The following is a 25,646-nucleotide window of genomic DNA, read 5'->3' on the forward strand; positions in this document are numbered from 1 at the left end:
GAAGTATCATCCGGCTAAGATGTGTTGTAATCGAATGCGTGCTCGGTGTTGTTTTGTTTGCTTGATGTTGTCAATAAAGGAAGTTAAACGGTGTTAATGGCAAGGGTGAACACCTCTTATCCATTCCGAACAGAGTCGTTAAGCCCCTTAGCGCCGATGGTACTGCGGTCAAACGTGGAAGAGTAGGTCGATGCCGGATAACTATTATCACAAAAGCCTCTTAGAGTCAAATCTGAGAGGCTTTTTTGCGTTCAACTCCCAAGAGAAACCGGAAGGGGGGCATCAGTCCGTAGGCAATCAAAAAAGCCACCCCAAAAACCTGAGGTGGCTCGTGATATCAGACCCGAAAGCGAGGGGAAATAGATGGAGGGTAAACTAATTTCTGTGGGGTAATAGCCCACTATGTTTGCTGAAGCCTTCAAAACCCAAAACACTAAGTGCCAATAAGACAATTAGTGTTTTGATAAGTTTGGGGTATGATTAATCAACAGCCTTGAAAGAAAGCCTAAGTAATACAGTGGAATCAGAGGGGTCTTCTAAGACCAATAGCGATTTGGTTAACTTTTTAATCTTGACATCAGAGCTTCGCTCTGCGCCTTTTGGGCGGAGTTTGAGGGTATTTTGGCTTTTGCTTAGTTGCCAGGTACCCTCATTGTTGCGTGTTTGGTAAGTACTGTCTTCGTTTAGGAGCATAAACTCGATGTACTCCTGTGTGATTTTTCGCTGCTCTTCTAATTCTTCTTCTGTAATCTCTTTGGAGAGGTCTTTGTCTTTCAGTACATAGTTGACTTCTTCAAGATGCCATTTGCGCAAGAGCAATGGACGCTTGTCAGTATTTTTTTCTTTACAAGCGCCAAGGATGAGTAGCATGAATAGGGGTAGTGAATAGAATCGGACTTTTTTCATAATCAGAGGAACATATTATTTGGCAAATTGTCTTAGCTACTCTAAAGAGGGATTTATTTGGAGAAAGTTGCTTATTGAGCCTGAAATTTAACTTTAAAATTGCTTAGAGGGATTTGAGATAATAGATACCACCTAATAACTGCATTTGGTACAACACGTGGTTGCGGCGTTGTGCTACAACGATGGATGGTGGATATACTGACCAACGTCGAGGGCTGGGCAAGATAGCGGCCAATGTGGCGGCTTCTGTGGCGTGGATTTGTGCAGCTGATTTTTTGAAATACTGTTGTGAAGCTGCCTCCACACCAAAAACCATATCACCCATTTCGGCTACATTGAGGTACACTTCAAGGATGCGCCGTTTGCCCCAGATATGCTCTATCAGGAAAGTGAAGTATGCTTCTAGACCTTTGCGGACATAGTTGCGCCCATTCCATAAGAATACGTTTTTGGCTACCTGTTGGCTAATGGTACTTGCGCCACGCTTGACCTTACGATGCTTGTTGTCTTCTATGGCCTGTTTGATGGCATCCCAGTCAAAGCCGCTGTGTTGAGGGAAGCGTTGGTCTTCGGAAGCTACTACGGCTACTTTGGCAAAGTCGGAGATTTGATTATAAGCAACCCAACGGTAAGCCACGCTACTGGGCTTACCTTGGCGATAGGCTTCGATTTTCCGGATTACCATCAAAGGTGTGCCATAAATAGGCATCCATTTGAGCACCACAACCCAAAGGATGGTCAAAATAAAAAAACCGATGGTGAGGCGTAACCCCAAAATCCAGAGGCGGTAAAGCCTTGATTTAGAGTCAGAAAGGGCTTTTTTTGACTCTGTTTGGTTAGAGGTTTCTTCGCTCATAAGTGAAGTAGGGCAAACAATTATTGGTGGATAAGGTATTGGCGTGGCAAAATACATCACTAACAACGGATTTCGCAATGTTTCGTTATTTTTTTCCTTGCTCTTGGGGCCGATACTAGGCCTTGAGTGCTAGCATTGTAGTAACATAAATTTAACAATATTTCACTAAAAAAATTATCTCTGCTTTAAAATTGCTAATCAAAATAATATTCTGTTTAAAACTTTAGATTAGTATTTCATGAGGGTAAATCACCCCTTTTTAGACTCCATTGATGTGTTTGACAGAATAATATTTTGTGTGGCTGCAACAATTTTCCGTACCTTTGCGTTATAATTAGCGAATACTAAACAACAGGAGTATAAAAATCAATTAGAAATTCACTCAAATCATTGCATAACTTATGAACACGACAAAAATTTTCATCGCCCTATTTGCCTTGCTTTTCGCCTTTGGTAATGTAGTTGAAGCCAAAAGCCCTGAGCGCCGTGGTAAGAGCAAGAAGAAGCCCTTGATAGTAGAGGTAAACTTCAATGACCTATACGAAGACCCCATCCCTCAAGTGGGTTTTGTGTTGCCACTAGAAACGATTACTGTCAAAGTAGTAAACCTTGAGGGCAAAGTTATCGTAAAAGAAAGTGTAACTTTGGAGCGCTTTTTGGATAATCGCGGCAATCTTCGTATTTTGCCTCCCAATAGCTACTTCATCTTGTTTGAAAACAAAGTAGCATATTATCTCCTTGAAGAATAAACCAACTTCTCAAGGAACTTGTGTACACAGAATCAAGTTTTTAGAAGATAGATTATAGTAGGTTAGTTTAATTTCCGAAAACCTTGAAGTCCTTGATTTCAAGGTTTTTTCTAATTATTGAGGGGCGAGAGCCGCATCTATGAATACAAAGGTGTTGTAAGTTTTGGCTAAAAAGTGGTAGCCATTGGCACTGAAGAAGCGGAACACCTCCGAATCATCCAAGCTCGTCAGATTTTTTGTATATTCTTCTATCAAGACTACTTTGGGTCTATATACCTGCCAATCATTGGTTTGGATTACCTGCATTTCTAAGCCTTCTACATCAATACTCATAAAATCAATGGGTTGGTGCTGAGGTAAGTGTTTTTCCAACAATTGCGCCAAGCCTATCGTAGGGATAGTTTGTGTGCCTAGAAATTGGCTAGCTTTTTGGGCTAAGCGCTCTAGGTATACTTTTTCGGAAAATGTATTCAGTGCAGAAGCCGCAAACATATAGTAAGTCAGTGGTGTATTGGTACTGGCAATGCCCATATTGATATTGATATCACGCTTTCGGAAACGTCTAAACTTACGAATACTGTTGGGGTTGGGGTCGATATTGATTCCTTGCCAGCCTTTTTTGTAGAAGTGATAGGTATTGGAAAAGGTTTTGGGATGATAAGCGCCCACATCCACATAAAAGCCTTTGGACTTAGTTGCAAATATCTTTTGGAGAATCAGGTCCTCCCCTTCTTGCGAGTATGTTTTTTGTGTAATTCCAACATAATCCTGATAAAAATCGAAAACAGCACGATATATTCTTGTGGGGAGCAAGTTTTTTAAAAATCCCATAAAAGTAATGTTTGGTATAAGAGAGGGTTTCAAAAAATGCGCACCTCTCTGGGCGGAGAGTGTACGCATTTTGGATAAGTCAGGACAGGGGTATTGGTTCCCACGTTGTCGTTAGACAGTCAGCTTTTTGTCAAGTGAAGCGAAGATATCTACCGTTGCAGTCGATTTGTTGAGGGTATAGAAATGTATCCCCGGCGCGCCACGGCGCAACAAGTCCTCGGATTGTTGTATGGCCAAGTCTATCCCGATTTGGTAGATTTTTTCGGGTTGATCTTGATAAGGCTTGAGGGCTTCGTGTATGTGTTCGGGGATTTTGGCGCCACTCAGTTGGGCAAATCGTTGAATTTGGCTGTAGTTGGTAATGGGAATAATACCCGGAATAATCCGCACATCAATTCCCAATCGACGGGCTTTGGCTACAAAGTCGAAGTAGTAGTCGTTGTCAAAGAACATCTGCGTAACCAAAAAATCAGCGCCAGCATCTACTTTAAGCTTGAGATGTTGTAGATCTTGCGCCAGATTGGCCGCCTCGACGTGTCCTTCGGGGTAAGCTCCGGCGCCAATACAGAAGCGTTGTTGTTGGCTGACATAAGCGACGAGGTCGCTGCCATAGTTGAAGCCGTTAGGGTTATGCACAAACTGTTCTTGGCCCTTAGGAGGGTCTCCACGCAACAACATCAGGTTATGGATATCGCGTTCGTAGAGGTAGTTCATATCCTCATCGATTTTTTCGCGTGAAGCGCCAACGCAAGTATAGTGAGCCATAGAGATGACCCCCATTTTATTTTGCAGATAGTCGAGCAAGTCAAACGATGAGGTCTGGGTAGAGCCACCGGCTCCATAGGTTACCGAGATAAAAGAGGGGTTGAGGCGCATCAGTTGCCCCACGTTTATCCCCAAATCGATGGTAGCGGTGAAGGTTTTTGGGGGAAAGAACTCAAACGAGAAAGTCTTTGAGTGGCTTTCAAATAAATCTTTGATTTTCACGATGCTTATTGAATTAGTCCTTAACAAATGTAGACAAAAAAAACAGGCTGTAAAAATAGACAAGAGATATTTTAAATGACCAAGTGTGCTTTGTTGGGCAGCGGCACACACCATTGGAGATTGTAGAAATGTAGCCCGACTACGAAGCCACACCTAAGGTAAACGCTATCCAAATTGGTTTGGGGAATGGATGTGTTGGAAAGTCTTTAAGCCTCAAGAAAATCAAATTCAGTAAATTTTGGTATAGTTTTCAAAAATACCCAATTACGGATACTCTTAAGTAGTTATGAATCTTTAGTTTTGAGTGCTTAGTTGATATACTGACTTGGTTTTCAATATATTGTACAATAACTCAAACACAAGCTATTTTTGCATTGGTACTTATATAGCCCAAAAGAGGTGAAGTCTGCAATAAAAAAACAGCCCTTTCATTTGAAAGAGCTGTTTGGTATCAAGTTAAGAAAGCTTATTTGAAGTTCAGATCAAATACTGCACCTACATAGCTGATACGTCCGATAGGCGCAGAGCCATATACTTGAATGGCTTGGGCATCAAATAAGTTGGTAGCCCCCGCACGGAAGGTAGTATACCACTTAGGCACACGGTAGTTGAACTGTACATCTACAGTGGTAAAAGACTCAATACGGCCTTCGTCGAAAGGCATAAAGTAGTTATAGTTATCAATCCATCGCGCATTGACATTGTAGGTAAAGCGTTTGAAAGGCTCACCATTTACCCCAAAGTTCACCTTGTGTTCGGGAGTATTGAAGCCCAAAATCAAACCTGGCACATCGTTGATGGTGGCCCAAGTATAGTTGGTTGCAATGTTAAAGGCTTTATTGATATAATACTCTACACCAACTTGGAATCCTTGTGAGGTAACAGGTACATCAGAATTGAGCCATACTTGCATAGCCCTACTTCTGTTACGCCCTGCGGTGGCAGCCAAGGCGGGGTTGGCTTGAATAGCTACAAACTCTGCTATACTAGGCGCTGTACCATCCTCACGACCCACAAAGCGTGTGGTTCCTATGAAGTTGGTATAGTCGCTGCGGTAATAGCTCAGGTCTATGTAGAAGCCCTTAAACAAGATACCTTTGTAGCCAATCTCCCAAGTATTCATCTGTTCTAATTCGAGGGGGCGTATGAAAGTCGTATTGAAGTTTCCTGTTGGAATCTGTGTTAGAGGAATGCCTGTAAACCCTCGTGCAGGATTTTCTCCGATATTGCCCAGCAACAAAAGCTGACCGATATCAAGATAGATGTATTGGTCTACTTGAGCCGGAGCACGGAAAGCCTGTGCGTAGCTTGCGCGGAAGTTGTGTTGGCGGTCTGCACCCACAGAATATACTGCCGAGAAGCGAGGCGAAAAGCGGGTATCGAAATTCTGGAATGCATCTACACGGCCTGAAAAGTTGAGTTTGAGGCGGTCTTCAATAAATGACTTTTGTAGTTGTGCGTAAGCCCCATATTCATAATTTGGAATTTGGTTGCGCACCTCACTGCCGATAGGAGAGTTGTCTGCATCGCCAAAGAGTGTGCCGCGAGAGGTTAGGGTAAAGGTACGGTAAGAACCCCCTACCAAGACTTTCATAAACTCAATCGGCAACTGGTACTGCCCGCTGAAATCCCAAAACCAAGAATTGTTGGTAAAGCTTGGGTCAAAATTTCTAGGGTTGTTACGAGCACCATCACGGGCGATGGCAAAACGAGGATCACTGCTATTGGCAGGTAATATATTGGCTGTTTGCTGTTGGGCAAAAGCAGAGGCTTGATCTACTGTTTGGCCTTGACTACGTGCGCTGGCAAAAGCAGCTGCCCAAGTCTGCTGATACATTGCGGCATAAGTTACATTTTGAGCCCCCCCTAATGCTGCTGAAAGTGCCGGAAAAATCAGCCCCTCAACCGGAGACGGACTTGCTCCCGGACGGTAAGGCTGCTCTGCCTGCATTCCTGTAGCGAGGAAGGCGAGGTCATAAGTAGTACCTGGGCGGTCTTCGTTGCGGTAAGCCCTTACAAACCATTTGTCGCTTTTTACTTCTAGCTTATGGTAGTTGAACTGTAGCCGCTCCCAGGCATAACGGTTGGAGCTTTGGTAGATGCCTGAGCCTTCGCCATAGCGGTATTGGTAATTGACCTGAATCTTATCCGTGATCAAGTAGTGTAGCGAAGCGCCTATGCGTGAACTGGTGGCTTTGAAGTCTTCTCCTCCTACCAAGTCTGCCTCACGAAAGCCGGGGGTGAATACAGTGCCTTGGAAACCTAAAGCACCGACAGTAGTTCCAGGAGGGGCACCAGGGACTGCTGTGTTAGGGTTTACAATAGCGAGGTTGCCGTGGCGGTGCATGGCATCATAGCCCAAAACTGATCCTTCAGGGTTATTAGTTGGCACAATACGTCGGTTACGGGCTGTGGTAAAGTCTCCGATAAAATCTGTGGCAGTATAGTAAGAGCCGATAAGCTTGATGGCAAAGCGGTCAGTAATCTTTTTGGCGACTCTGATTTGTGTTTCAAAGAGGTTGCGCTCACCACCACGCACTAATACGGTAGCTCCTTCATATTTGAAGGGGTCTTTGGAGTTAGTAATTACGACCCCATTGAAAGCATTCGTACCATAGAGAGAGGAGTTAGCGCCGTGGATAATGTCCACACTCTCGATGTCGATCTCTGGAATACCACCGAGGTTACCGGCGTAGAGCGAAAGCGAGGGCGACATAAAGTCGACATAATCCACCATTTGGATGAGGCGCTCAGACTTGGCCGAGTTGAAGCCACGGGTACTCAAGCTCGTAATCAACAAGCTAGATTGGTTTACATCAATGCCTTTGAAGCGTGCCAAGCTACTGTAAAGCTCTGTAGAGGCTTGGGTTTCGAGTTGTTTGATGCCTACTTTTTCGATGGTTACGGGAGTTTCCATTACGGCTTCTTCTACCCGTGAGGCGGAGATGATGATTTCATCGGCCATGGTGGTGGCTACTTCTAACTGTAGCTCTACACGCTGGCCTTGTTGTACTTGGATGCGTTGAGGGCGGTATCCTACCGAAGAAATGACCAAGGTCACTTGGCCTTTGCTAAAGTCGGGGCGGATGGTAAATTCACCGTTTAGGTTGGTAGTAGTACCTACGAAAGTACCTTCTACCACGATGTTTGCGCCTATGAGCGGATCCCCGTTTTCGTCCACGAGCTTGCCCGTTACCTGAGCCTGAGCCGTGAACCCGACGCATAGCAGCGTGATACACACCACCAGCATAGCGTATAGGTGTTTCATGATAAAAATTGGTTGGTTAGTAAAACATTTGGTTTGAGTTTCAAGCACCCTTGCTTGGAGTGCCTCAAAAGGCGCTTGGGCTCTTGAATGAGAAAGATACGAAAATTTTATTATTCCAATAAAAACTATAAAAAAAAATTGTTTGTTTTTCGGTTAGTCATCAAAAAAACAACAGCAAATACCATTTTGCCATATAAAACAGCGTGCGCCTGTTTTTGAAAACAAGAGCGAGGTGTTGGCTTTGTGTCACCAGTAAACCAATACACAGCCGTAGCCCAAATCATCAAAATCAAGCTCCCTGAATCCCTCAAATCGAGTGAATCTCGGCCACACCACTGGATATTTTTGAAAAGGTAGCTCGGAGTTTCAGCTCCGAAACAAGCTGATGCCTCATTTTGGGGGTACAATGAAACTTAACCCACAGTTTTAACTGAGGGATTTGGAAAATGTCCGGTGGCGTGAATCTTGGCATAATTTCCATTGTGTATAAAAGGCTCACAAGCAAGCCATATCGGGGTTTGTCTCAAATTTATTTTGTAATTTTGCAGGCTATGAAAAGAGTCGCTTTCTATACTTTGGGCTGTAAGCTCAACTATTCAGAAACATCTACCATTGCACGCCAGTTTGAGGAAAAAGGCTTTCAAAAGGTTGATTTTCACGAGCAGCCCGATATTTTCATCATCAATACCTGCTCGGTTACCGAAAACGCCGACAAGAAATGCCGCAAGCTGGTGCGGGAGGCGCAAAAAATAGCCCCCGAAGCCTTTGTGGCCATTATTGGCTGTTATGCGCAGCTCAAACCCGAAAACATTGCCCAAATTCCCGGCGTTGATGCGGTGTTGGGGGCAGCCGAAAAGTTTCGTCTGCTAGAGCTATTGCCTACTTTTGAGAAAAAACCCCAAGCGCAAGTACTGGCCGAGGGCTTGGAGGCAGCCAATAGTTTTGAGCACGCCTTTTCTTATGGTGACCGGACTCGTACTTTCCTAAAAGTACAGGATGGCTGTAATTATAATTGCTCTTTTTGTACCATCCCCCTAGCCCGTGGCAAAAGCCGCAGCGACAGTATCGCCAACATTGTAGCCAAAGCCAAGGAAATAGCACTGTCGGATGTGCGTGAGGTAGTGTTGACGGGAGTCAACACCGGTGATTTTGGGATTCAGGATGGCCGTAGAGTCGAGCGTTTTATCGACTTGCTTCAGGCGCTCGACCAAGTCGAAGGCATCGAGCGCTTCCGTATTTCGTCTATTGAGCCCAACCTACTCTCTGACGAAATCATCGAGTTTGTAGCCCGGTCGAAGCGATTTGTGCCACATTTTCACATCCCGCTACAGTCTGGCTCTGACCGTATCTTGCGCCTGATGCACCGACGCTACGAGCGCAGTCTCTATGCCGAACGTGTGGCCACCATCAAAAGGCTGATGCCGCAGGCCTGCATCGGGGTCGATGTGATTGTAGGTTTCCCTAGCGAAAGCCAAGAAGACTTTTTGGACACCTACCAGTTTCTCAACGAGCTCGATATCTCTTATCTACACGTGTTTACTTACTCCGAGCGCGACAATACCAAGGCGCTCGAAATAAAGCCGGTAGTGCCGATTTCCGAACGTAATGAGCGCTCCAAAATGCTGCACATCCTGTCGGACAAAAAGCGGCGGTATTTTTATGAGCAGCACCTTGGCAACACCCATACCGTGTTATTCGAGCACGAAGTAGATGCCCAAGGGCAGATGCAAGGCTTTACCGAAAACTACATCCGTGTAACGGCCAAATATGATCCCGTATTGGTCAATGAACTGAAGCCGGTACAGTTGGTACACATCAACGAGCAGATGCTTGTAGAGATTGAAGAACCCGAAACAGTATTCGTAACACACGGCTAGCTGTTGTCAGTCGCGTCGTGGCAGTTGTTCGTCATCGGTAGGTTTAGAAGGGCGTAAGTACTTCTCTCGAAAGCCCTCCGCATCAAAAAATGGGCGTTGACCGATGTTACGGTCTTCTGACACATCGCGCAATGCCACGTGTAGATATGCTTTGTAAAGCAACCAAAGCCCTGCCCCCAGCACTAAGAGCGAGAGCAGGGCTTTTAGTTGGCCTGTATGGAATACAATCTCGGCCACCATCAGGCTAAGCTTTATTTTTCTTACGCTTGTAAATGGGTACAGTACTGCAAGGCTCACCATACATCAGGCTGTCGGCCACAGGCTGCAACAAACGGCTGACTTCGGCATAGGCAGCCGGAGGAATGGGCAATTTTCCACATCCTTTCACCACTACTTTTTGGCCTTCTAGCCCCACCAAGTCGAGCTGTGCCAAGGCTTGGCGGAAGAGGGTCAGCTCTAAAGCTTCCATATCTCCCACTATCAGGGTGGTGGCATAGGGCGCAAGCGCTGTGCTGACCAACATATAGGCCCAAGCCGGAATAATGGCCTCTACACTACAGGTAATAGCCACATGCTTGCCCGCATAGTCAGCCCAAGGGTGTTCTTTGACAAAGGCGCGAAAGTCTTTCTCCCGCAAAATCATTTCCTGAAACAGCTGTCCTTTGAGGTCGAGCAACACACGCTCCCCTTCCGGGTAAAAGTCAGCGAGGTCTAGGGTAATCAGGCCACTGCCGGCCACTCTATTCACAATCGGTTCTTCGGAAGTTATCATATATCGAGAAAATTTGTTGAAGCTGTGAGACAAGGGATGCTCTTGGATGCACCCACTGCCTTGAACAACAAATATCCCTGCTGATTAGTTGGCGCTTATTCTGTTTCTGTAATCGTAATGCCCTCGGAGCGCTCACAGCACTCCATTGTTTGGTGGTTTTCGTGTTGTACCAAGCGCGGGCTGAGGTAAGGAATGCCCAAATTCATCCCTCGCACAATCAACCAGAGACCGAAAACCAGCATAAAGCTAGGCAAAGCTTTGCGGTATACCTGCTTGCGCCACGAGAGCGGCACCAAGCTGCCACCAAAGGAGGCCAAGAGCATCATCGGGATGGTGCCTATGCCAAAAAGTGCCATATATGCCGCCCCGCCCCACCAACTGCCCGTGGCGATAGCGCCTGCCAAGGCTAAGTAAACCAGGCCACAGGGCAAAAATCCATTCAGGATGCCAATCACAAACATACTGCTGCCGTGGTGTTGTCGCAGTTGTTTGGCCATCAGTTTTTTAAGTTCCTGAAGGGGCGCATTGACCCAGACCGGAGGAGCAGGCAGTTTTTTCCAAACACCCGGCAACAACCACCCCAAGAGTATCCCCCCGCCAATCAATAGCGACAGGCTTTGTTGCGAAAGCCCCAGCGCTAGCCCGCGCCCCAACAGCCCCACCAATACCCCCAAAAAGGCATAGCTTAGTACACGGCCCAAGTTGTAGAGCAGCCGTGCTTTGAGCAAATCCCAAAACACTGGTGAGCCCACAGGCAGCGCCAAAGCAATCGGCCCGCACATCCCGATACAGTGCAGCCCGCCCAATAAACCAACAAAAAAGCCTGAGAAAATAAGCATCTTTTTCTGAGTATGGGTTAGAAAGTATGGAGTATGATTTTGTAGGTTGGCTGCGATTTTTGCGGCTTCCCCGCCCAGCCTGTTTAGGGCTGTGTGAAAATACAGCTGCGAGATACAGGGACGCTATCGTATAGCTTGCGCCCGCATCCTTCGGACACAAGCACGCCTACACTAAGTCCTTTATTTTAGCTCAAGTTTTTGCTCCGAGAGATAGGCCGTTTCCTTGGCTTGCCAGTCAATCTTAATGCGCCAGACCCCTTTGGCCAACGTTTCGAGCGGGATGACTTGCATTCCGTGCTCATCCGTGCCAATGGGCAGGCGGAGGTCATCTCTAGCGCCGGTGGGGCGTATCAAGTAGATTTCACCCTCCACGTCTGCAAACGGAAACCGTAGCTGTAGGTAGCCGCCCTCTTGTGTGATTTCGATGTCCTTACCAAGGTTGAGTACATTTTGGCGCTTGTCAATCTCTGACTGAAAGCCCAGTTCTTGGCGGTAATAGTCGGGTGCTACAAGGTTTACTTCGTGTTTGAACGACATAAACACCATCGTCAGAATAAGTATGACAAAGCTGCTGTAGAGCAGTGCTATTTTATATCCCCAGTTCATAGTATAACGACAGTTTAAGTGGGTATTTGATTTTAGGTTGCCCTACATAGGGCCGATGAAAGTAGTCGATTTGGTTTGAATGACCTCCCCATCTACTATGACCTCCATTGTGATGTTGGTCTTCATCTGTTGGAGCGCTGTAGCCGGAATACTGACCACAAACACCCCTGAGGTGGTACTACTTGCCTCTGCTGTAAGGCTGCCTGAGGCAATGGTAATCGTCCCTTGTATGTCTTTGAGCCGTAGAGAGACGGTTTTATCCTCAAACAAGTTGTTGGTTACGTGAATTTGGTAGATGTTGGTAATCTGTCCGTCCTTGGCTTCTTGGAAGAGCGCCCCCGGCACACGCAAGATGGTCGATTGGATAGGGCTGCGCTGAATGAGCAAACTACCCAAAACCCCCAGCAATAACACCAGCACGGCAGTATAAGCCATTAGGCGAGGGGTAAAGCGGAATTTTTTACCGCTTACAATCTCATTGTAAGAAGCATAGCGAATCAAGCCGGTGGGCTTGTCAATTTTTTCCATCACCGTGTCACAAGCATCAATACAGGCGGTGCAGTTGACACACTCCAGCTGCGTACCGTTGCGGATATCGATGCCTGTGGGGCACACCTGCACGCACAGCCCACAATCGATACAATCGCCTTCGGGTCGAACCAAATCCTCGATGGTGAGCGGGCGTTGGTTTTCGACCTTAGCCTTGCGGCGTAGCTTGCCACGTGGCTCGCCACGCACAGTATCATAACTGATGACAATCGAGTCTTTGCCCAGCAACACGCCCTGCAAGCGCCCATAAGGGCATACCGCAATACAAGCTTGCTCGCGGAGGTAGGCAAACACACCGTAGAAAACAAAGGTAAAGGCCATCAGGCCGATAAAGCCACTCAGGTTTTCGCTAGGAGGGCGGGAGATAATCTCCAGCGTCTTGTCTAGTCCTATGAGATAGGCCATCGCCGTATGGGCAATCAGGAGCGAAAAGGCCACGAATATGACCTGTTTGGCGGTTTTTCGCAAGATTTTGTCTGCATCCCAAGGGCGTGCATTGAGCTTACGTTGTTGGTTGGCATCGCCTTCTATCCAATACTCAATCTTGCGGAATACCATCTCCATAAACAGGGTTTGTGGGCAAGCCCAACCACACCAAATACGGCCAAAAGCTACCGTAAACAAGATGATGAAGACGAAGAAGGTAATGCCGCCAATGGCTACAAGGTAGAAGTCGTGGGGAGTAAATACCCGCCCGAAGAAGATAAAGGTGCGCTCAAAGATATTGAACATCATCACAGGATGCCCATTGACTTTGAGGAGCGGTGTGATAAAAAACACCGCCAGCAGCACAGCAGTAACCCATTTACGCCAATTGTGGAAATACCCTTTGGGTTTTCGGGGGTAAATCCAGATGCGTTTGCCATCTTGGTCGACCGTGGCTATGCTGTCGCGGTAGGCCTCTTCATTGATGATTTCTTCGAGTGTATCCATGAGGCTTTTGAGAAAAGAGAAATGAGAGAGAGTGTGTGTGGAGAGAAAGATACCTCCAAGGGGGGAATCTTGGAGGTGTGTATCAAACAGCGTTTGTTGACGCTTACTTCATACTGATTTTTTCAGCATCGTCTGCTGCTTCTGGGGTATATTTTTCCCCTTGTGGGTCTTTGGCATTGGGCGGATTTGTGCCCTGTAGTGTCAGGATATACGAAGCAATGGCTTGCATCTCGTCGGGCTTGAGCTTTTTCTCCCAAGCAATCATTCCTTTGCTAGGCACTCCATATTTGATGGTTTTGAAGACATCCTGAATGCTTCCACCGTGTAACCAGTATTCGTCGGTGAGGTTCGGGCCTACGCCCCCTTCTCCGGCGATACCGTGGCAAGTGGCGCATTCTTCGTCATAAATGCTCTTGGCATTGGCCAATACATCGGCATCTTTTATCAACTCCACATTGCTCTCATCGATATTGTTAGCCATTTGTGCCTTATAAGCCTCTACGGCCACCTTGGCTTGCGCCATTTGCTGCTCATACTCTTTGTCTTGTAGGGGGAAGACATCGAAGATATGGAACACGGCGATATACACCAATGAAAACGCCAGGCTGACATAAAACAGGTAGACCCACCAGGGCGGGAGGTGATTGTCGAGCTCGCGGATGCCGTCGTAATTATGGTCTAATACGATGGTATGCTCTTGCTCAATAGGTACAGCATCGGTAAGCTGTCGGTCGATACTCGTCCATAGGCTGCCCAAAAGGGAGGGGTTGGCTGCCGAGTAGTCAGGGTTTTGTTTTTGTAGAAGTTTGTGAATAATCACCACTGCATACAAGGCTACTATCAGCACCAGTATCGCAACAACAATGACCAAGCTCATCGCCAGCAGGAGCATCATTTCGTTGGTGCTTAGGGTGGGGGCGGCGCTTGTGGCAGGCTCGACGCTCATTGCCCGGGTGGGCAGTGTGGTAAGCAGCAGGCCAAACAAGCTTAGGCCGGTGAGTGAAAATAAGTTAGGTTTCATGGTGTTTTGTTAATGTTCGAAACAGTTTCGTCAATTGCTTGCGTTGTTTTGGGGCGAGGGAGTATAAGGCAGGCCTTCGTGATGTTTTTCGAGAGGTAACTCGCTCCACTCCTCAAAACGCTCTTTTTTCATTAGCCATAGCCAAGCCAGCATAGCCACAAAAAAACCAAAAAACAACAGCAGCCCTAGTAGGGGGAAGATTTCTACATCTTGAATGCGCTCCAAATAATGTCGGAATTTCATAGGCTTGGGGGTTGTGGGCTGCCCCATTGAGGCAGCCCTGTTTGGGTATCTGAAGACTTACTTGGTTTCTTCTTCGGGCTTGGCCTTGATGTCTGTCCCCAAGCGTTGTAGGTAAGCGATGAGCGCTACAATCTCCTTGTCAGGGGTTGTTTTGATGCGTCCTTCGGTCTCTTGTGCCAGTCGGGCTACAATTTCCTCTGCTTGTTTGAGCATATCAGCCTTGGCCTGTTGGTCATAGCCGGCGGAGTAAGGCACCCCTAGGGTCTGCATCGCACGGATTTTCTTGGCAATATCATCTGCATTGTAGCTTTGGGTAATCATCCAAGGGTAGGCCGGCATAATAGAGCCCGGCGACATAGAGGTAGGTTCGAGCATATGGTAGTAGTGCCAAGAGTCACTACGTACGCCGCCTTCGCGGTGGAGGTCAGGCCCAGTACGCTTAGAGCCCCACAAGAACGGGTGGTCATAGACAAACTCTCCGGCCTTGGAATACTCCCCGTAGCGCTCAGTTTCGGAGCGGAAGGGACGTACCATTTGCGAGTGACAACCCACACAACCCTCACGGATGTAGAGGTCGCGGCCTTCAAGCTCTAGTGGTGTGTAAGGCTTTACAGAGGCGATGGTCGGTACATTAGACTGTACCAAGAACGTAGGCACGAGTTGTACAATCCCGCCAATGAGCACCGTAATCAGGGTCAGGGCTGTGAATAGCGCCGCATTACGCTCCAAGAAGCTGTGCCATCCGCCTTCTGTGTATTGTACCTTTACCAGCGCTGGAGCTTCAGCAGCCTCATTGGCTACAAAACTTCCAGCAGAGGCTGTTTTCCAGACGTTATAAATCATCAAGAATACCCCTGAGAGATACAAAATACCACCTAAGGCGCGCAACATATACATTGGCAGAATTTCGGTAACTGTTTGTAGGAAGTTACCATTGACCAAATAGCCATCAGGCGTAAAGTCTTTCCACATCAAGCTTTGGGTAAAGCCGGCTACGTAGAGAGGTAGGGCGTAGAAGATGATACCTAGGGTGCCAATCCAGAAGTGGGCATTGGCCAAGTTGCGTGAGTAGAGTTGTGTTTTCCACATCTTGGGTACCAACCAATAGACCATCCCGAAAATCAGGAAGCCATTCCAGCCCAAACCACCTACGTGTACGTGGGCTATAATCCAGTCAGTAAAGTGAGCAATGGCGTTTACGTTTTTGAGAGAGAGCATCGGCCCCTCAAAAGTGGCCATTCCGTAGGCCGTTACGGCCACCACCATAAACTTCAAGATAGGGTCTTCGCGCACTCTGTCCCAAGCGCCACGCAAGGTCAACAACCCGTTGAGCATTCCGCCCCAAGAGGGCGCAATGAGCATAACAGAGAAGACCGTGCCGAGGCTCTGAGCCCAGTCGGGCAGCGAAGTATAGAGCAAGTGGTGAGGACCAGCCCAGATATAGATGAAAATCAACGACCAGAAGTGGACAATCGACAGGCGGTAAGAGTATACCGGGCGGTTGGCAGCCTTAGGCAAGAAATAATACATCAACCCTAAAAAAGGCGTAGTCAAGAAAAATGCCACCGCATTGTGTCCATACCACCATTGTACCAGAGCATCCTGCACCCCTGCATACCAGTAGTAACTCTTCATAAAGCCAATAGGTAATTCCACAGAGTTGACAATATGCAACACGGCTACTGTTACGAAGGTGGCGATATAAAACCAAATGGCGACATACATATGGCGCTCGCGGCGGCGGAAGATGGTTCCCATCATGTTGATACCAAACACCACCCAAATCAGCGTGATGGCAATATCAATAGGCCACTCCAGCTCGGCATATTCGTGGCTGGTTGTATAGCCCAAGGGTAGGGTGATGGCTGCCGCTAGGATAATCAGCTGCCAGCCCCAGAAATGGATATAACTCAGCATATCGCTAAACATCCGTGTTTTGAGCAGGCGCTGCATCGAATAATACACCCCGGCAAACATTGCATTGCCCACAAAGGCAAAGATGACCGCATTGGTGTGTAGGGGGCGCAAGCGCCCAAAGCTTGTGTAGGGGATACCCAAGTTGAGCGGAGGGTAAAATAGCTGAATTGCTATGATAATACCGACCAACATCCCCACGACACCAAAAACGATACTGGCTATCATAAATAACCTTACGATTCGGTTGTCGTAGTAAAACTGCTCCATCTGCCCCACAGGGGGTGCTGTTTGGGTTACAGCGGAAGTTTGGGTGGATTCGTGCATAATTCGGTTGTCTATGTTAGGTAATGCAGGAAGGTTTTCTACTTTAATGTCATAAAGGTAAGCCCTCCGCCAAAGGCTTCAAATGACAAAAGTCAGGTTCGGTAGTAAATTGTCGTCAATTGTTCAGATTTGACTAACTTGAGCAGCGACCTTGGCTTCATATCGCTGGATAGAAGGAGGGTCAAGGGTTATTTTTTTAAATCATTAAAAATCCTACTATGAAATTTGAAGAATATCGCCAACATGACGCGCTTGGGCTGGCGGCGCTAGTTCGCCAAGGCGCAGTAAGTGCGCAAAGCTTATTGGAGTTAGCTGTTGCTCGCCTCGAAGCCGTAAATCCCAGATTGAATGCAGTCATTACGCCTATGTATGCCGAGGCCGAGCGCCAGCTACAGGCACTACAGCCTACAGCACCATTTGCCGGAGTACCGTTTTTAATCAAAGATTTAGGAATTCACGTGGCCGGATACCCCCTCAAAACAGGGAGTAAAGGATATGCGGATTTTGTATCCAAAGGAGATAGTTATTTCACAAATCGGCTGCGGGAAGCAGGGTTTATATTTTTAGGTAAAACCAATACGCCAGAATTTGGCCTGACCCCCTACACAGAGCCGGCAGCCTATGGCCCTACGCGCAACCCTTGGAATACGGCTCACTCTCCCGGAGGTAGCAGTGGTGGCTCGGCAGCTGCCGTGGCTGCCGGAATAGCGCCTTTGGCCACTGCTAGCGATGGTGGTGGCTCTATCCGCATTCCGGCGGCATTCTGTGGGCTTTTTGGCCTCAAGCCCAGCCGTGGGCGCATCTCTATGGGCCCATATTTTGGGGAGATGTGGGCCGGTGCTGTTGTCGAAGGTTGTGTGGCGCGCTCTGTGCGCGACAGTGCTGCTTTTTTGGATGCCGTACACGGCAGCGTCAGTGGCGACCCCTACCTGATACAGCCCCCGGCCAAGTCTTTTTTGACCTCACTCGATGAGCACCCCGGCAAGCTACACATTGCCTACAGCACCCAACACACCCTCGGTCATGAGGTCAATCCCGACTGTGTAGCCGCCATACAACACACCGTCGCCATGCTCAAAGACCTCGGCCATACCCTGACCGAAGTACCACTCCCCTATCCTAAGGAAGCGCTTACACAGGTGTTTGTGGCGATGATTATTGGGGAAACCGCCGGCGACATTGCCGAACTAGAGCAACACCTTGGCCGAAAAGTAACCACTCAAGACGTAGAGCTCAATACGTGGTTGTTGGGAGCTTTGGGCAAATACTACTCGGCTAGAGAATATGTCGTACAAAAGCGTGCTTGGAATCATTTGAGCCGCCAAATGGCTGATTTTCATCGACAGTATGACCTGCTCCTTACCCCAACGATGGCCTCGCCGCCATTCCCTATTGGCGCATTACAAAATACAACAACAGAAAATACCCTGCTCAAAACACTCAAAAACCTAGGGATGGTTGGTTTGGCCAAAAAACAAGGGGCAGTAGATAAGTTGGCCGAAAAAGTTTTCGGGCAAATGCCCTATACGCCCATTGCCAATATGACCGGGCAGCCCGCCGCCTCTGTGCCCCTCTATTGGAATGAGGCGCAGCTGCCTGTAGGCACCATGCTCACCGCTGCCATAGGGCAAGAAACCTTACTCCTTCAGGTAGCTGCCCAGCTCGAAAAACAGCAGCCTTGGCTACATCGTATGCCGAAAATATAGTACTGCTTAGGCTGAAATAGCTTCCCAAGCAAAAGCGATAGCCTCGCTTTTGCTTACCATTCCCACACCACAGGATTGTGGCGCTTGCGCCAATGTTGGCGCATATTCATCAAAAAAGCTAAGCCCAAATACACCAAAACCGGCGAACCTAGGGTCAGAAAAGAGCTATAAATAAAAAAAACACGAACGCTAGAGGTACTCAGCCGCATCTTCTCCGCCAACCGCGTACAAACCCCAAAGGCCTGCCATTCTAAAAATAGTTGTACTCGCTTCATGTTGTGTTTTGATAGGATACTGGTACAAAAAAAACCAAGAGTCTCACAAATAAGCACCGATTTTTTTTTCTTTGCAAAATATTTGTGGTAAAATTGCGTCGAAGTTCAAACGTAATTCAACAAAACATTCAAGTTTTATGAGTCAAAGCAAAAACATTGTACTAGGCCTTGCCATCCTTGGCTCTACAGTCTGGGCAACTAGCTGTGATCCACTCTCTGGGATGATTAAGCTCGCTAAGGATTCTGACCTGAAAGCTGATCCAAACCCACTCGAATTGCATGGTACTACTGTGCCTTTCACCATGACAGCTAAGCTTCCTACTTCGATGATGAAGAAAAACACTGAGTACACGATGGAAGTATACTATCGTGCCGGTGACATCGATGCACAAGCTGATGGAACAGAAGACAGCAAAGAACTCAAAATCGGCGCAGTTACTTTTGATGGCGACAAATATGCCGGCACAAAAGATCAGCCTTCAGAGTCTAAGCAGTTTAGCTTCCAGTACAAAGACGAATTCGAAAGAGGTGGTCTTTGGTTTAAAGGAGTTGGCAAAAACAAGAAAAACGGCAAAACCAAAAGCTTCCCTTCAGAGGACGGCAAGCAGGCTATCCGTATCCCCGCACCTAACACTGTGCGCGGTATCGTAACTAGCGCTTTGCACGTGAAAGACCCTTCTAAAAACCCTTATGATGGTACTGGTGAAAGCCCATTTGCTTTCTTCGACCACGGTTATGTAGAAGAATCTTCTAGCACTCCTGTACGTCTCGACTATGAGAAAGGGGTTGCTCAAGCTAAGAAGAGCTTCATGGAAAACGAAAAAACCATGGAAGTAATCGACCTCTTCTTGAAGCCGGGCAACATTCCTCCATTCTCTGCTACAGGTACTAGCTCTCACTCACCTGAAGGCAGCGAAACTGTAAACACCAACCTAGCACAAAACCGTGCGAAGAACATGGTAGACAGCTTCGTTGAGAAACTTCGCCTATACAACTACAAGAAAGAAGATCTTTCTAAATATGTAGCAGGCTTCAAAATCGATCCTAAGTCTTTGGATGCTACTTGGCCTGAGTTCAAAACAATGGTCAACAAGAATGGCACTTTGACTGCTGATCAGAAGCAAGAAATCATCTCTATCGTTGACGGTGATGGCAACTTCGTAGAAAAAGAGCGTCAATTGTCTCAAAAAGACTACTACAGCGTACTCGAAAACGAAGTGTATCCTTACATGCGTTACGCTCGTGTAGACGTATCAATGACTAAAGGTACTCGTTCACTCGAAGAGCTTGCTCCTTTGGCTGCTGCTATCGTAAAAGGCGAGAAAGAAGCTGAGCAGATGAGCGAAGCCGAGTTCTTGTTCGTAGCTGAAAACACTGCTGACCGTGAGCAACGCGCTGCTATCTTGGAAGCTGGTGCTAAGAAGTATCCTTCTCATAAGGTATACAACAACTTGGGCGCTACTTACCTTGAGCACGCCGCCATCACTGGTAACACTGGTAGCGTAGACAAAGCTGAAAACGCTCTGAAGCAAGCTGCTGGCAAAAAAGAAACAGCTGAAACTCACTACAACTTGGCTAACGTATACTTCATGAAAGGTGATGTTGCTAAAGCTAAAGAACACCTTGATAAAGCTGTCAAAATGGGTGGATCTGGCTCATTGGCCAAGAAACTCAAAGGTGCTGAGGCTTACTTTGCTATCAAAGCTGCTTCTATGCGCGACGATAACAAGTACAACGAAGCTATCGCTTCTTTGAACCAAGCAGACAAAAACTACGTGAACAACTTCAACAGTGGTTTGGCTAAGCTTTTGCAACACAAAGACTTCGCTGGTGCTGCTAACGATTTCAACGCTGCTTCTAAGCAATATGACAAAGACGGTGAGGTATACTATATGCTTGCCATCGTAGCCTTGAAAGAGAACAAGCTCGAAGATATGGGCAAATTCCTAGGCATGGCTATTGCTAAAGATAGCATGTGGAAAGACAAGGCCGTAAAAGACCCTGTATTCTACAGCGTGCGTACTGGCTCTGCTTTCACCAACGCCGTGAAATAAGCATAGCCCAACGCTATAAAATGCTAAAAAAGCCTGCCTTTGTGCAGGCTTTTTTCATGTAAAAGCAACCCGCCTACGCTTTTTGCGTAAGAATAAGGCGTACAGTCTTTAATGAATCTCATTACCCTTTGTTAAAATACCTCAGACTTATGAAATGGACGTTATTTTTACCAATCCTTGCCCTGATGATGTTTACCCAAGCTTGCTCACAAAAAAGCTTGGTGATGAGTCATCGTGAAAAAGAACGTATCATCGAAGGCCGATGGACTAACCAATACAAGTACGTTGACTTCCAGTTTCTCCGTGGCCGAAAAGATAATACTTACAAAATTCAATGGCCAGGCAGCCGTGTTGATACCGGCACATGGCGCATCGCGAACAACGGGATTATCCTCAACTCCAAAATGGAAGGCATCGAAATATATGGAGATGTCATTAAGCTAGAAGACAACCGCTTTGTCGTACACTTTGATAACTATGAAGAATACGACCTCTTCCGTGTAGTAGAAAAACGCCGCTAAGCCCCTTGGGCATAGCCCCCACCACAGTACGCAGGCAATCCGCAAAAACAACACGGGTTGCTTGTTTTTTTTGGGTAAATGGCTTAAATTTTGCCACCTTTGTAATTATTGCCACCCTTAGCGCTTTTCTTACAATACACACACCCGAAAAGCCTGTACTAAATAAGCCTCAAATCACATAATCATACTTGGGTATGGAAAAACGCATCAACGAAAAAAACTTGACACAATACAGCCATCAATTGGCAGAACAACTCCAAAATAGTTATTTTTCTACCGAAAAAACCCATATCCACGGCCAAGAAATCCTGAACTTCTCCCCACTCAAGCAAGCCAACTTGCTTGTACTCAAAAATTTATTTGAGCAATGGCAACAGGAAATCAGTAAACTCGAAAGCCCTTATTTTGACTATGCCCAAGAGAGTGTCCAACAAGCCCTCAAAGGGTTTATGAATACGCTCTCCCAACATATCCGCATTGCGGCGGCTGACTTTCAGCCCCTTATGGCTGCCAGCCTCCAAAATGCCATCAAACTGAGCATCGCTCCTGCGCAATTTTTCACACAAGAGCTGGCCCAAAAATATTCGCTACAAGCCCTCAAAGAAGGCTTCAAGTACATCCAACAGCAACGCCAGTGGTACAAGGGTTTTCTAGATCACGCTGAGCAAACACTCTCCGAGGCCGATGCCCAAACGCCTACAGCGCTACAAGCTTGCTTTGAGCAATACCTCGCCCAAAACCCACCACAAGTAAGCGATGAGGCCGCAGCATTAGCGCCTTTCCAAAGTATCTTGCCCTTATCTACAGCGCAACTTTATGCCCCTGAAGTAGACGAAACCGCTGACTATCTCCGCTATACTGGTGCTCGCCTCCTGACTGACCTCGACGACCACCCCGACGATGATCAACGCTATTTTGCAGACACTGACCCCGATGGCGACCCTGTCCTCGATTATCTCCATACATACCCCCTCCAGGCAGATACTGCCGAACCGGAAACTGCGCCGGAGCAACTTATTGCCGCGCAAAAAGATACTCCCGAAACAACTACCGGGGAGCCAGAAGATATTACTGACCAAGAAACAGTACCCCTCATCGGCGAGGAGAGCAGCCCCGAAGAGACTGATATGACTGACGCGCTGCCCGAAGAGCCAGTACTGGCAACGTTAAGTGCCGAAGAAATACAGGCTTACCTCGAAAATAGAGGTGCCGGATTGCTTACCGACCTCGATGATCATCCCGACGACCCCAACCAATATGCCCCCATACCTGTCGAAGAAGATCCAGCACTGTATCTATATGAGCTTGTACAAAAGTTTGAAAGCCTAGGAGAAGATGCCGACACCCTCGGAGAGTATTTTAGCTACAAAGGGGCAGACCTCTTGGCCGATTACCCCGACCACCCCGATGAAGAGCGTGCCTACCCCGAAGTACTACCGCTCGATAAAGACCCTATCCACTGCTGTGCGGCTCAAGCTTCCGCCCCCAAGCCGGCAGAAGACCCTGTAGAGATGTATCTTGACTTTAAAGGCGCCGGATTGCTCACTAATCTTGATGATCACCCTGACGAGCTGCGTGACTATAGCCGTGTGGACATCGAACAAGACCCCGTCAGCCAAGTACTTGCTATGTGGCAACAACAAGGCGCAGACGCTCCCACACCCACGACAATACACGCAACCATCAACCAAGAAACGGCACAGCCCATACTCAATGACCAATTAAAGTCAGAAACCAATAGCCCTAGCCTCCACGAAAAATTTCAGCAGGCCAAACTCGCACAAATACGAGCAGCTATTTCGCTAAACCAAAAGTTTTTGTTTATCAACCAACTCTTTGAAGGGGATAATCAGGCTTTTAATCAAGCTATAGACACCCTCGATACGCTGCCCACACTAGAGGAGGCCAAAAAATACCTCCACCAAACTTGCGTAGAAAAATATCGCTGGGAAATAGACGACGATGTAGTACAAGAGTTTTATGAATTGGTAGAGCGCCGATTTGTATAACCCGCAGAAACTTGATGACCTGATTATTATACCCAATCAACATTGGTTTGAGAAGTATATGCGCTGAAAATCCTTGATAATCAAGGAAATCACATATTGTGAATCTTCAAACCAAGTGAATCTTGGTATACATTACTTACCTAATCACCCCAAACCTCTACAAAGCCTATGGTTAGTATTATTGTTGAAACCCCACCAGAGCAACTCTCGGCTGTCTTAGCCTTGCTCGAAAACTCCGGGCTGGAGCTGCGCATCATTATGGAAGATGAGGCCGATAAAAACCTTCGACCGATGACTTCTATCGATTTCTATAAGCGCATCAATGCCGCCAATAAAGCCGAAATAGACGGCGAGTTGGTCAATCACCCAACTGTAGTACAGGAGGTGGCCTCATGGTAACAGCACGCAGAGTATTTTGGACTAGCACCGCCCGCCGCGATTTGCAGCAAATCTACCAAAGGGTGGCACAACGCTCTCCCGAAACCGCCCAAGCATTGGTCGAAGGAATGCTCAAAGTTATTGAAGAGCTCAATACCCAACACGCCAACGGTACGCCTGAGCCGCTGCTGGCACGCGAAACGATGCCATACTTGTATATCAAGTACGCCTTTTACAAAATTGTCTATAGCTTGATAGATGATAAAGTGGTCATCAAATTGATTTACCACCAACGCCAAGACCCCACCGTGGGGTAAACATAAACCAAAAAGCCATCCACAATCTTCTGTAGGATGGCTTTTTTGGAGTTGTATTATGGCAAACTTAGCGCTTATTTTATTGCGAATGCATCTCCTCGATATATCCAAGATATTTTTTAGCGCTTGCGTTTGGGCTTGCCCCACCAAAGTAACATCCCCATTAGGTTGACCACCAGCACGCCGAGGGCGGATAACATCATCACCCCATCACGGACGTTCTTACCAGCCCAATCCATCAAGAAAAACTTGTGGAAGATGGCAAAAGACAAGCCTTCACGCCGGTCGGCATTGCGGATATGGGCGGCTAGGTGTCCGCTAGAGGTTTCGACAAAGAAGGTGTCGCTATCTGGTGTGTCGTAGGCAAACTTCACTACAGGCAGGCGTTTGAAGATAAAACCATACTCGCGGTTGTCGAAGGCGGCGATGGGCTTGGTTTCGAGCAGAGAGGCATTGGCAAAATCACTGCCCTTGAGGCTTTGACTCATCTCGCAACAGTCGATATCAGCAGCGTTGGCAGTGTTGAGCTTGGCCATAAAGTACTGCACGAGGTATTCGGCATAGACTTGGTTGCCGTTTTCGAGCACAGTACCGTTTAGGGCTTGGTAGTACTGTGTTTCTGCGGGCTGATCCTCAGTAGCTTTGTAAAAAGCTTGAAAATAAGGCGTTTTCCGAATTTGTATGAGCGAAAGATTATGAAGCCGCTCCCAATCCAATGGGAGTGCGGTAGAGGCCATGCGCAAGTCGGCAGTCTTGATTTCGGGGGTGTAGACCATCTCGGGCAGGCGGTTGGGGCTGTACTTGCGTGTGGCGTGGTAGGCTCCACTAAAGGCAAAGGTTAGCGTAACCAAGGCGGTGGCAAGGCCAATCTGTCGGTGGTAGCGGCGCAGGAAGCCTGTCTTGTCTCCGTTGGCAGGAGCTTTGAACTTGCTCCACATAAAGCCATAAATGACCAATCCGCTCACGGCAGCCAAGATGATGATGCTCAAAAAGGCTATCATCACCGTAATGCGCAGCCAGTTGTTGGCGATGGCCTCTAGAAAAGACCAATTGTGGAAGTTGTCAAAGACCCACAAAAAAGCCTTGCGTGAGGTGGGGTTGAAGGTAGCCAGACGGTCGGAGCTCGTTTCTACATAAACATCCATCCGGTCGGGGCGGTCGAAGCTGAGTTTCCAAACTGGCAGCAGCCGATTGACAAACTTGTACTGTCCGTCGAACTCGGTCTGTAGGGTAATACTTTTGAGCGGACTTTGAGCATCATCGAGAAAGTAACGGGCAAGGTATTCGGCGTGTTTTTGCTCGCCATCGGGCAGTTCTTGGCCGCTTTGGGTATCGAAATAACGCAGCGGCTCACCAGCTTTTTGCTTTACTTGGTAATAAGTCTGCCCCGCAAAACTAACTATACGGAAGTTTTGAAGCGTTGCGATGCTGTTTTGCGTCAGCACCTCTTGCAGCGAGAGGCTTATTTGTGCTTGGTCTACAGGCTTGGGGATGACGAACTGCCGGGCGATTTCGGGTTTGAACCAGTGCGCCATAAAGGGGTGCATCAGCCCGGAGAGCGTCCAAAAGATGACCGGAATGCAGACAATCGTGCCAATGGTTCGATGCCAGCCATACATCCGACGGCGGATGTAGGTTTGCGCCGTAGCAAGGGAGTTGGTGGCTGTGTTCTGTTTGTTCATATCAGTAGGTGGGTTTTGAGGACTTA

General features: G+C 47.4%; 23 protein-coding genes and 1 rRNA gene. 9 read left to right on the top strand and 15 right to left on the bottom strand.

What is annotated here, in order from left to right:
• Window positions 1–86: 86 nt before the first annotated feature.
• Window positions 87–199 (top strand): 5S ribosomal RNA (gene rrf / locus G499_RS0103550).
• Between the two features lie 281 nt (window positions 200–480).
• Here rrf and G499_RS0103555 read toward each other — a convergent pair.
• Together G499_RS0103555 and mtgA are read right to left on the bottom strand one after the other, a co-directional pair.
• Window positions 481–870, bottom strand: coding sequence for a lipocalin family protein (locus G499_RS0103555; protein ID WP_026998804.1), 390 nt, complete (start codon window positions 868–870; stop codon window positions 481–483).
• A gap of 139 nt (window positions 871–1,009) precedes the next feature.
• A complete protein-coding gene (gene mtgA / locus G499_RS0103560; protein WP_081413626.1) occupies window positions 1,010–1,762 on the bottom strand; it encodes a monofunctional biosynthetic peptidoglycan transglycosylase in 753 nt (250 codons plus the stop codon).
• Window positions 1,763–2,163: 401 nt separating this feature from the next.
• On the opposite strand from mtgA, the gene G499_RS0103565 reads away from it, so the two are divergent.
• Complete coding sequence (locus G499_RS0103565) at window positions 2,164–2,511, top strand: hypothetical protein (protein WP_026998806.1); 348 nt, start codon at window positions 2,164–2,166, stop codon at window positions 2,509–2,511.
• A gap of 114 nt (window positions 2,512–2,625) precedes the next feature.
• On the opposite strand, the gene G499_RS0103570 is transcribed toward G499_RS0103565, so the two are convergent.
• The 3 genes from G499_RS0103570 to G499_RS18585 form a co-directional block, all read right to left on the bottom strand.
• Window positions 2,626–3,342 carry an FkbM family methyltransferase gene (locus G499_RS0103570; protein ID WP_026998807.1) on the bottom strand — a complete coding sequence of 239 codons (717 nt, stop codon included), beginning with the start codon at window positions 3,340–3,342 and terminating at the stop codon, window positions 2,626–2,628.
• 111 nt (window positions 3,343–3,453) lie between these two features.
• Window positions 3,454–4,329, bottom strand: coding sequence for a methylenetetrahydrofolate reductase [NAD(P)H] (metF, locus tag G499_RS0103575; RefSeq protein WP_211231580.1), 876 nt, complete (start codon window positions 4,327–4,329; stop codon window positions 3,454–3,456).
• Window positions 4,330–4,795: 466 nt separating this feature from the next.
• Window positions 4,796–7,597: a TonB-dependent receptor gene (locus tag G499_RS18585; RefSeq protein ID WP_051295879.1), complete on the bottom strand. Its 2,802-nt coding sequence runs from the start codon at window positions 7,595–7,597 to the stop codon at window positions 4,796–4,798.
• Between the two features lie 551 nt (window positions 7,598–8,148).
• Between G499_RS18585 and mtaB the strand changes: the two genes are divergently transcribed.
• Window positions 8,149–9,474, top strand: coding sequence for a tRNA (N(6)-L-threonylcarbamoyladenosine(37)-C(2))-methylthiotransferase MtaB (gene mtaB / locus G499_RS0103595; RefSeq protein WP_026998810.1), 1,326 nt, complete (start codon window positions 8,149–8,151; stop codon window positions 9,472–9,474).
• A 6-nt stretch (window positions 9,475–9,480) separates the two neighbouring features.
• Here mtaB and G499_RS0103600 read toward each other — a convergent pair whose 3' ends face one another.
• The 8 genes from G499_RS0103600 to ccoN form a co-directional block, all read right to left on the bottom strand.
• Window positions 9,481–9,714, bottom strand: coding sequence for a hypothetical protein (locus tag G499_RS0103600; protein ID WP_026998811.1), 234 nt, complete (start codon window positions 9,712–9,714; stop codon window positions 9,481–9,483).
• Between the two features lie 4 nt (window positions 9,715–9,718).
• Window positions 9,719–10,246 (bottom strand): DUF2480 family protein, encoded by a 528-nt coding sequence (locus tag G499_RS0103605; protein WP_026998812.1) that lies wholly within the window; start codon window positions 10,244–10,246, stop codon window positions 9,719–9,721.
• Between the two features lie 95 nt (window positions 10,247–10,341).
• Window positions 10,342–11,085 carry a sulfite exporter TauE/SafE family protein gene (locus G499_RS18595; RefSeq protein WP_051295880.1) on the bottom strand — a complete coding sequence of 248 codons (744 nt, stop codon included), beginning with the start codon at window positions 11,083–11,085 and terminating at the stop codon, window positions 10,342–10,344.
• Between the two features lie 180 nt (window positions 11,086–11,265).
• A complete protein-coding gene (locus G499_RS0103615) occupies window positions 11,266–11,691 on the bottom strand; it encodes a FixH family protein (RefSeq protein ID WP_026998813.1) in 426 nt (141 codons plus the stop codon).
• 42 nt (window positions 11,692–11,733) lie between these two features.
• On the bottom strand, window positions 11,734–13,173 hold the full coding sequence (gene ccoG, locus G499_RS0103620) for a cytochrome c oxidase accessory protein CcoG (protein ID WP_026998814.1): 1,440 nt from the start codon (window positions 13,171–13,173) through the stop codon (window positions 11,734–11,736).
• 103 nt (window positions 13,174–13,276) lie between these two features.
• Complete coding sequence (locus G499_RS0103625; RefSeq protein WP_026998815.1) at window positions 13,277–14,194, bottom strand: cbb3-type cytochrome c oxidase N-terminal domain-containing protein; 918 nt, start codon at window positions 14,192–14,194, stop codon at window positions 13,277–13,279.
• A 30-nt stretch (window positions 14,195–14,224) separates the two neighbouring features.
• Window positions 14,225–14,437: a CcoQ/FixQ family Cbb3-type cytochrome c oxidase assembly chaperone gene (locus G499_RS18600; RefSeq protein ID WP_161627688.1), complete on the bottom strand. Its 213-nt coding sequence runs from the start codon at window positions 14,435–14,437 to the stop codon at window positions 14,225–14,227.
• Window positions 14,438–14,494: 57 nt separating this feature from the next.
• Entirely contained in the window at window positions 14,495–16,678 is a 2,184-nt protein-coding gene (ccoN, locus tag G499_RS0103635) for a cytochrome-c oxidase, cbb3-type subunit I (RefSeq protein ID WP_051295881.1), read from the bottom strand.
• Window positions 16,679–16,896: 218 nt separating this feature from the next.
• On the opposite strand from ccoN, the gene G499_RS0103640 reads away from it, so the two are divergent.
• Window positions 16,897–18,384, top strand: coding sequence for an amidase (locus G499_RS0103640; RefSeq protein WP_035726546.1), 1,488 nt, complete (start codon window positions 16,897–16,899; stop codon window positions 18,382–18,384).
• A gap of 53 nt (window positions 18,385–18,437) precedes the next feature.
• On the opposite strand, the gene G499_RS0103645 is transcribed toward G499_RS0103640, so the two are convergent.
• Complete coding sequence (locus G499_RS0103645; protein WP_026998818.1) at window positions 18,438–18,659, bottom strand: PspC domain-containing protein; 222 nt, start codon at window positions 18,657–18,659, stop codon at window positions 18,438–18,440.
• Window positions 18,660–18,796: 137 nt separating this feature from the next.
• Here G499_RS0103645 and G499_RS0103650 point away from each other — a divergent pair, with 137 nt between their 5' ends.
• From G499_RS0103650 to G499_RS18605, 5 genes are all read left to right on the top strand, one after another.
• Window positions 18,797–20,713: a tetratricopeptide repeat protein gene (locus tag G499_RS0103650; protein ID WP_026998819.1), complete on the top strand. Its 1,917-nt coding sequence runs from the start codon at window positions 18,797–18,799 to the stop codon at window positions 20,711–20,713.
• Between the two features lie 149 nt (window positions 20,714–20,862).
• Entirely contained in the window at window positions 20,863–21,234 is a 372-nt protein-coding gene (locus G499_RS0103655; RefSeq protein WP_154658303.1) for a hypothetical protein, read from the top strand.
• 194 nt (window positions 21,235–21,428) lie between these two features.
• Window positions 21,429–23,243 carry a hypothetical protein gene (locus tag G499_RS0103660; protein ID WP_026998821.1) on the top strand — a complete coding sequence of 605 codons (1,815 nt, stop codon included), beginning with the start codon at window positions 21,429–21,431 and terminating at the stop codon, window positions 23,241–23,243.
• Window positions 23,244–23,411: 168 nt separating this feature from the next.
• Window positions 23,412–23,642, top strand: coding sequence for a hypothetical protein (locus G499_RS0103665; protein WP_026998822.1), 231 nt, complete (start codon window positions 23,412–23,414; stop codon window positions 23,640–23,642).
• The gene (locus G499_RS18605; protein WP_035726549.1) at window positions 23,636–23,938 is read left to right on the top strand and encodes a type II toxin-antitoxin system RelE/ParE family toxin; all 303 of its coding nucleotides are present in this window, start codon (window positions 23,636–23,638) and stop codon (window positions 23,936–23,938) included. Before G499_RS0103665 ends, G499_RS18605 begins: the two co-directional genes overlap by 7 nt.
• 119 nt (window positions 23,939–24,057) lie before the next feature.
• Here G499_RS18605 and G499_RS18610 read toward each other — a convergent pair whose 3' ends face one another.
• Window positions 24,058–25,620 (bottom strand): PepSY domain-containing protein, encoded by a 1,563-nt coding sequence (locus G499_RS18610; protein WP_081413629.1) that lies wholly within the window; start codon window positions 25,618–25,620, stop codon window positions 24,058–24,060.
• Between the last annotated feature and the right edge of the window lie 26 nt (window positions 25,621–25,646).

It is taken from the genome of Eisenibacter elegans DSM 3317, assembly GCF_000430505.1.
Lineage (GTDB): Bacteria > Bacteroidota > Bacteroidia > Cytophagales > Microscillaceae > Eisenibacter > Eisenibacter elegans.

Excerpts from the sequence above, each read along its gene's own strand:
- G499_RS0103640 (WP_035726546.1), top strand. The coding sequence starts at position 16,897 with ATGAAATTTGAAGAATATCGCCAACATGACGCGCTTGGGCTGGCGGCG.
- G499_RS0103645 (WP_026998818.1), bottom strand. The coding sequence starts at position 18,659 with ATGAAGCGAGTACAACTATTTTTAGAATGGCAGGCCTTTGGGGTTTGT.
- G499_RS18605 (WP_035726549.1), top strand. The coding sequence starts at position 23,636 with ATGGTAACAGCACGCAGAGTATTTTGGACTAGCACCGCCCGCCGCGAT.
- G499_RS0103665 (WP_026998822.1), top strand. The coding sequence starts at position 23,412 with ATGGTTAGTATTATTGTTGAAACCCCACCAGAGCAACTCTCGGCTGTC.
- ccoN (WP_051295881.1), bottom strand. The coding sequence starts at position 16,678 with ATGCACGAATCCACCCAAACTTCCGCTGTAACCCAAACAGCACCCCCT.
- G499_RS0103625 (WP_026998815.1), bottom strand. The coding sequence starts at position 14,194 with ATGAAACCTAACTTATTTTCACTCACCGGCCTAAGCTTGTTTGGCCTG.
- G499_RS18595 (WP_051295880.1), bottom strand. The coding sequence starts at position 11,085 with ATGCTTATTTTCTCAGGCTTTTTTGTTGGTTTATTGGGCGGGCTGCAC.
- ccoG (WP_026998814.1), bottom strand. The coding sequence starts at position 13,173 with ATGGATACACTCGAAGAAATCATCAATGAAGAGGCCTACCGCGACAGC.
- G499_RS18610 (WP_081413629.1), bottom strand. The coding sequence starts at position 25,620 with ATGAACAAACAGAACACAGCCACCAACTCCCTTGCTACGGCGCAAACC.
- G499_RS0103565 (WP_026998806.1), top strand. The coding sequence starts at position 2,164 with ATGAACACGACAAAAATTTTCATCGCCCTATTTGCCTTGCTTTTCGCC.
- mtaB (WP_026998810.1), top strand. The coding sequence starts at position 8,149 with ATGAAAAGAGTCGCTTTCTATACTTTGGGCTGTAAGCTCAACTATTCA.
- G499_RS0103555 (WP_026998804.1), bottom strand. The coding sequence starts at position 870 with ATGCTACTCATCCTTGGCGCTTGTAAAGAAAAAAATACTGACAAGCGT.
- G499_RS0103650 (WP_026998819.1), top strand. The coding sequence starts at position 18,797 with ATGAGTCAAAGCAAAAACATTGTACTAGGCCTTGCCATCCTTGGCTCT.
- G499_RS0103605 (WP_026998812.1), bottom strand. The coding sequence starts at position 10,246 with ATGATAACTTCCGAAGAACCGATTGTGAATAGAGTGGCCGGCAGTGGC.
- G499_RS0103570 (WP_026998807.1), bottom strand. The coding sequence starts at position 3,342 with ATGGGATTTTTAAAAAACTTGCTCCCCACAAGAATATATCGTGCTGTT.
- G499_RS0103600 (WP_026998811.1), bottom strand. The coding sequence starts at position 9,714 with ATGGTGGCCGAGATTGTATTCCATACAGGCCAACTAAAAGCCCTGCTC.
- G499_RS18585 (WP_051295879.1), bottom strand. The coding sequence starts at position 7,597 with ATGAAACACCTATACGCTATGCTGGTGGTGTGTATCACGCTGCTATGC.
- G499_RS0103655 (WP_154658303.1), top strand. The coding sequence starts at position 20,863 with ATGAAATGGACGTTATTTTTACCAATCCTTGCCCTGATGATGTTTACC.
- mtgA (WP_081413626.1), bottom strand. The coding sequence starts at position 1,762 with ATGAGCGAAGAAACCTCTAACCAAACAGAGTCAAAAAAAGCCCTTTCT.
- G499_RS0103660 (WP_026998821.1), top strand. The coding sequence starts at position 21,429 with ATGGAAAAACGCATCAACGAAAAAAACTTGACACAATACAGCCATCAA.
- G499_RS0103615 (WP_026998813.1), bottom strand. The coding sequence starts at position 11,691 with ATGAACTGGGGATATAAAATAGCACTGCTCTACAGCAGCTTTGTCATA.
- G499_RS18600 (WP_161627688.1), bottom strand. The coding sequence starts at position 14,437 with ATGAAATTCCGACATTATTTGGAGCGCATTCAAGATGTAGAAATCTTC.